The organism is Dellaglioa sp. CoH-57-MRSF-19, from assembly GCF_056781975.1.
This window is the reverse complement of record NZ_JBXAXW010000246.1, coordinates 1-289: the sequence shown is the minus strand read 5'-3', so window position 1 is coordinate 289 and position 289 is coordinate 1. Positions and strand designations below refer to the sequence as shown.

General features: G+C 54.7%; 1 protein-coding gene. It reads right to left on the bottom strand.

Annotated features, from left to right (window positions below; all coding sequences use genetic code 11):
• On the bottom strand, positions 1-226 hold a 226-nt coding region (locus AC1RO3_RS09105; protein WP_481764098.1), incomplete at its 3' end, for a hypothetical protein.
• Positions 227-289 lie beyond the last annotated feature (63 nt).

The window sequence follows — 289 nt, the reverse complement described above, 5'->3', positions numbered from 1 at the left end:
CGTTAAGAACTGGTACGTAAGAGATTTGAGTGCCCGCGCATGTAATCCCACACACGCACTGACCACCAGTCGGGTCCGGCGCGGTCACGATCTGGTTGCTCGGGTTATCATCCGAATTGACGGGTTCCCGCCAGCACACACGCACATTCTGATATCCGGTCAGCGTCAGCATCAAGGCCGTAGCCGCATCCGCAAACGGCGTGAACATGGTTTGAACCGGTGCCATTATCAGGTCTACTGAAGCTGCTACTTGAGGCGACACAAATTGATTATTGCTGCGGATCAGGAC